Annotated in this window: 5 protein-coding genes; 2 read left to right on the forward strand and 3 right to left on the reverse strand. The window is 64.5% G+C overall.

Features of this window, described 5'->3' with window-relative positions:
* Positions 1-445 precede the first annotated feature (445 nt).
* Genes QGG75_13400 through QGG75_13410 form a run of 3 tightly spaced genes read right to left on the reverse strand, consistent with a single transcriptional unit; the run spans position 446 to position 3,300 of the window.
* Complete coding sequence (locus QGG75_13400; GenBank protein ID MDP6068226.1) at positions 446-1,750, reverse strand: TRAP transporter large permease; 1,305 nt, start codon at positions 1,748-1,750, stop codon at positions 446-448.
* Between the two features lie 7 nt (positions 1,751-1,757).
* Entirely contained in the window at positions 1,758-2,261 is a 504-nt protein-coding gene (locus tag QGG75_13405; protein ID MDP6068227.1) for a TRAP transporter small permease, read from the reverse strand.
* Positions 2,262-2,283: 22 nt separating this feature from the next.
* Complete coding sequence (locus tag QGG75_13410; GenBank protein MDP6068228.1) at positions 2,284-3,300, reverse strand: TRAP transporter substrate-binding protein; 1,017 nt, start codon at positions 3,298-3,300, stop codon at positions 2,284-2,286.
* A gap of 243 nt (positions 3,301-3,543) precedes the next feature.
* On the opposite strand from QGG75_13410, the gene QGG75_13415 reads away from it, so the two are divergent.
* Complete coding sequence (locus QGG75_13415) at positions 3,544-4,557, forward strand: NAD(P)-dependent alcohol dehydrogenase (protein ID MDP6068229.1); 1,014 nt, start codon at positions 3,544-3,546, stop codon at positions 4,555-4,557.
* 14 nt (positions 4,558-4,571) lie between these two features.
* A complete protein-coding gene (locus QGG75_13420; protein MDP6068230.1) occupies positions 4,572-4,952 on the forward strand; it encodes a hypothetical protein in 381 nt (126 codons plus the stop codon).
* Positions 4,953-5,076: the final 124 nt, after the last annotated feature.

The raw sequence follows: 5,076 nt of genomic DNA on the forward strand, positions 1-5,076 counted from the left end.
GGCAGGTGCGGCGAAATCTTTTCCCAAACCTCGTCCCCGATGACCAAACGATCCGTGTTCATCCAAGCCTCCTGACAAAAGAAAGCTTGAATCACTTTTTGACGCTCTTGGGAATCCCTTAAATGTCAACGGGCCCTAGCAGGCCGCTGAAAAACTCGGTGGCGATGACTCCAATGCATTTGGGCTAGCGTGGCGACTTCGTCGCCGCCCCCTCTCTCTCCCCGGCTACGATAACGAATAAACACCCCCTCCCTGCCCTCCCCCATCGAGGGGGAGGGAAAAAATACGAAATAACAGTACCTTACACTCTCTCCCCCCTTGTGGGGGAGGGTTGGGGTGGGGGGGACGGCGCTGGCCAAAGCTTAACGGTGCTACCTTGAAATGCCTTAGCAGACGGCTGCTAAACCCGCTCGCGAAGGCTTCCAAATAGTTTTTCAGCAGCCTGCTAGATCCCCATGGTGCTGGGCAGCCAGGTGGCGATGATGGGGAAGAGCACGATGAGGATGATGAGCACGATCTGGGCCAGGCAGAAGGGCACCACGCCGGCATAGATCTGGCCCAGCGTGACATCCTTGGTCATGCCCTTGATGACGAAGACGTTCATACCCACCGGCGGCGTGATCAGTCCCAGCTCGACCACCATCACCACCACGATGCCGAACCAGATGGGATCGAAACCCAGGCTCATGACGATGGGGAAGAAGATGGGGATGGTCAGGATGATCATGGCCAGGGCATCGAGCACGCAGCCCATGACGAGATAGAGCAGCAGGATCACCATCATGATCGCCATCGGCGGCATGTCGAGGCCGACGATCCAGCTCTCCATGCCGTCGGCCACGTTCGACAGGATCAAAAGGTTGTTGAACAGGATGGCGCCGATCAGGATGGTGAACAACATGGCCGTGGTCCTGACCGTGTCGCTGAGGCAGTTGAGTAGCAGGGCCCAGCTCATGCGCCGGCGCAACACGGCCAGCGCCAGCGCCCCGGCGGCGCCGATGCCGGCGGCCTCGGTGGGGGTGAAGATGCCGAGATAGATGCCGCCGATGACCAGCGTAAACAGCGCCATCATGCCCCAGACGTCGCCCAGCGCCAGCAGCTTCTGGCGCGCGCTGGTCTCGGGCCCGCGCGGCCCCAGCGCCGGGTTGACGCGGGTGATCACGGCGATGGTGATCATGAAGCCCAGCACCGTCATCAGCCCGGGCAGGAAACCGGCCAGAAAAAGGTGGCCGATGTTGGTCTCGGTGAGGATGCCGTAAAGCGCCAGGATGACGCTGGGCGGAATCAATATGCCGATGGTGCCGCCGGCGGCGATGGAGCCGGTGGCCAGGCGGTCGTCGTAGCCATAGCGCCGCATCTCGGGCATCGCCACCTCGCTCATGGTGGCGGCGGTGGCCAGGCTGGAGCCGCAGATGGCGGCGAAGGCACCGCAGCCGCCGATGGTGGCCAGCGCCAGGCCGCCGCGGCGGTGGCCGAGCCAGGTATTGCAGGCCCGGTAGAGCTCCTCGCTGAGGCCCGAGTTGGAGGCGAAATAGCCCATCAGCACGAACAAGGGCACGATCGAGAGGTCGTAGGTGATGGCGGTCTCGTAGGCCGTCTGGCCCAGCAGCGCCAAGGTCGGCCCGGGACCTATGATCATGGCGGCACCGACGCAGGCGGCGGTGCCCATGGCCAGCCCGATGGGCAGGCCCAGCACCAGCAGCCCGAACATGGCTGCGATCATCAAGATGCCGAGGGTGATCGGTTCCATGGGCGGACTACGAAGCCAGCAGCGCCACGATCCGGCGCAGGCCCTTCAGCACGTGCAGCACGAAAGCCAGGGCCATGAAGATGCTGGCCGCCGCCATGACGAAAGCCACCGGGTAGACCGGTGTCTCCCAGACCCGGGTGACGATGGTGTTGTGGTAGGTGTCGACGGCGACGATCCAGAGCTGCCAGCAGATCAACACGGCCAACACGGCGCTGATCACGTCGGACAGGAAATCGACCAGGGTTCGTAGCGCCGGGGCCAGATGGCTGATCACGATGTCGACGCTGATGTGGCCGCGGCCATGGGTCGTGGCACCGACGCCGAGATATATGATCAGGCCCATGAAAAGCTCGGTCATGTCGACCGTGCCGACGATGGGCTGGCTGAAGAGATAGCGCCCACAGACATCGAAAAACGTCATCAGCACCATCACCCCGAGCACGACCGCCCCCACGCGGACGAGCCAGTCAGCGGCCCGTCCGGTGAGGGCGTCTAGGCGATCGAGCAGCACGGTGGCGGGGGAACCCGGCCCGCTACTGGCCGTACTTCTTCATGGTCGCCTTGAGGTCCTGCAAAAGCGCCTTGCCGTTCCAGCCCTTGGCGTTGACCTTCTTGATCCAATCCTGGTCCATGAAGGCGATCTTTTGGCGCCAACGCCCGAGCTCGGCCGGGGCGATGGTCTGGATGACGTTGCCGTTGCCCTTGGCCGCGGCGCGGCCGGCATCGTCGGCGTGGTCCCAGCGCTCGCCGACGAAGCCGGCGCCCCAGAGGCCGCCCACCTTGTCCAGCACCGCTTTGTGCTCGGCCGACAGGCTGTTCCACTTGGCCTTGTTCAAGACCAGCGCAAAGGGCGTGGCATAAAGGCCGCCGGGGATCTCCAGGTGGTAGCCCACCAGCTTGGTCAGGCGGAAGCCGTAGATGGCCTCCCAAGGAAACAGGGCGCCGTCGGTGGTGCCGCGCTGCAGCGATTCGTGGGCCTTGGTGGCCGACATGGCGACCGGTACGGCGCCCAGCGCCTTGGACATGGCGACGCCGCCGCCGCCGACCCGCAGCTTGACGCCGACCAGGTCCTCCAGCGTCTTGATCTCTTTCTTGCTGTGCACCAGGCCGGGGCCATGGATCCACATGGTGACCAGCTTGACGTCGCTGAATTCCTTGTCGCCGACGTTGCGGGAATACCAGTCCCACATGGCTTGGCTGCCGGCCTTGGCGTTGGGCGAGAGGAAGGGGAGTTCCGAGCCCCGCGCCACCTCGAAACGGCCTGGCGTGTAGGCCAGCACCGGATAGGAGAGATCGGCGATGCCCTTCTTGGCCAGATCGTACTGCCCCGGCGGTTTGGCCAGCGGCGCCTTGTCCAGCTTGATGATGAGCGAGCCGCCCGAGGCCTTGGCCACCTCCTTGTTCCAGTCCTGCATGCTCTTGTAAAGATGGTGCACCGGCGGCAACCAATTGGCCATACGCAATTCGGTGGCGGCCTGGGCGCTGCCCTGCCAGAGGGCACCGGCAGCCAATAGTGCCGATGCGGTCAGAGCGAATCCAAATTTCTTCATTGCCTCCCCTTCCTTTCCTGTCCCCTGTTTCTTCGTTCCCCAGATAGACGGGATGATGACGGCAAGTGGGGCCTTGCCAGCCAATTTCGCTGTCAATCTAACAGCAAATGCCAGGCCCTGGAAACCGCCCACACAAACACCGGGCGCGCGGTATGTCGTGGAGTTTGATTGCCCCTGGGTCTGATGTCGTCGATATTGTCGCTTGCCGGAGGGCGGCCATCGCACGGCCAGAGGAGATGCTTCATGAAAACCTTTGAGATTCCGTCGCCCGAGGGCGGCATCGATGCCTTGGTCCTGGCCCAGCGGCCGAGTCCCGAGCCGGAACCCGGCCAGGTGCGGGTGCGCATCACCGCTTCGGCTCTCAATTACCGCGACCTGGCCACCGTCGAGACGCCGAAAGGCCGGGCGCCGAGCTTTCCCCTGGTGCCCAATTCCGATGGTGCCGGCGAAGTGACGGCGCTGGGCGAGGACGTCGCGGGCATCGCGCTGGGCGACCGCGTTGCCGGCTGCTTCTTCCAGGACTGGCAGGATGGCCCCATCACCCCGGCCGCCATGCAAAGCGCGCTGGGCGGCGCCCGCGACGGCGTGCTGGCCGAGGAGGTGGTGCTGCGGGCAGAGGGCCTGGTGAAGACGCCGAAAGGACTAAACGATGCCGAGGCATCGACGCTGCCCTGCGCGGCGCTGACGGCCTGGCATGCCCCGGTCGAGAAGGGCGGCGTCAAGCCCGGCGAGACGGTGCTGCTGCTGGGCACCGGCGGGGTCTCGATCTTTGCCCTGCAGTTCGCCGTCATGCACGGCGCGCGCGCCATCATCACCTCGTCGAGCGACGAGAAACTGGCCCGGGCGCGGGAGCTGGGCGCCTGGCAAACGCTCAATTACGCCGACAATGCGGACTGGGACCAGGCCGTCATCGAACTCACGGGCGGCGGCGGCGTCGACCAGACCATCGAGGTGGGCGGCCCCGGCACGCTGGAGAAATCCATCAACGCCACACGAGTGGCCGGCCGGGTGTCCTTGATCGGCATCCTCTCGGGCGCCGCCGGCCAGATTTCGCCCACCGCCATCATGCGCAAGTCGATCACGCTGCAGGGCATCTACGTGGGCAGCCGAGCCATGTTCCTGCGCATGAACTGGGCCATCGAGGCCCACGGCCTGAAGCCGGTGATCGACCAGCGTTTCGCCTTCGACCAGGCGCCGGCCGCCTACCACGCCATGCGCGCCGCCGGCCACTTCGGCAAGCTGGTGGTGACTCTATAGGGGGGAAAATAATCGTGAGCGATACTATCCACATCCAGTTCACCCGCTTTTCGGCCTTTTATTCGCCGCTGATCGCCACCATCGCCGGCGGTTTCCTGGCCGACGAGGGGCTCGAGCCCGAGCATTCCATCGCGTCCCCCGGGGTTTCGGCCATCACGGCGCTGACCGAGGGCACGGCCCAGGTAGCCCAGTCGGCGCCCTCGCAGGGCATCCTGGCGCTGGAGCGCGGCGAAACCCCGGCAGCGCTTCACTTCGCCCAGATCAACGAAATGGACGGGTTCTTTATTGCCGCCCGCGAGCCCGACCCGGATTTCTCCTGGCGGAAACTGAAGGGCCAGCGAACGCTGGTGGACCATGGCGGGCAAGGTAGCGTGGAGGCGTTCCTGGAGTTATAATCCCCGGTGTCCTGACGGGACCGTGACGACTATCACATCCCTATGAGACGGACTATGATCTAAAGGACTGAGGGAAACCCCCAGGGCCGTGCGAATGGCCGTAACACAACTGAAGCAGGAGACT

The sequence above is a fragment of the Alphaproteobacteria bacterium genome, from assembly GCA_030740435.1.
Lineage (GTDB): Bacteria > Pseudomonadota > Alphaproteobacteria > UBA2966 > UBA2966.

Excerpts from the sequence above, each read along its gene's own strand:
- QGG75_13415 (MDP6068229.1), top strand. The coding sequence starts at position 3,544 with ATGAAAACCTTTGAGATTCCGTCGCCCGAGGGCGGCATCGATGCCTTG.
- QGG75_13410 (MDP6068228.1), bottom strand. The coding sequence starts at position 3,300 with ATGAAGAAATTTGGATTCGCTCTGACCGCATCGGCACTATTGGCTGCC.
- QGG75_13400 (MDP6068226.1), bottom strand. The coding sequence starts at position 1,750 with ATGGAACCGATCACCCTCGGCATCTTGATGATCGCAGCCATGTTCGGG.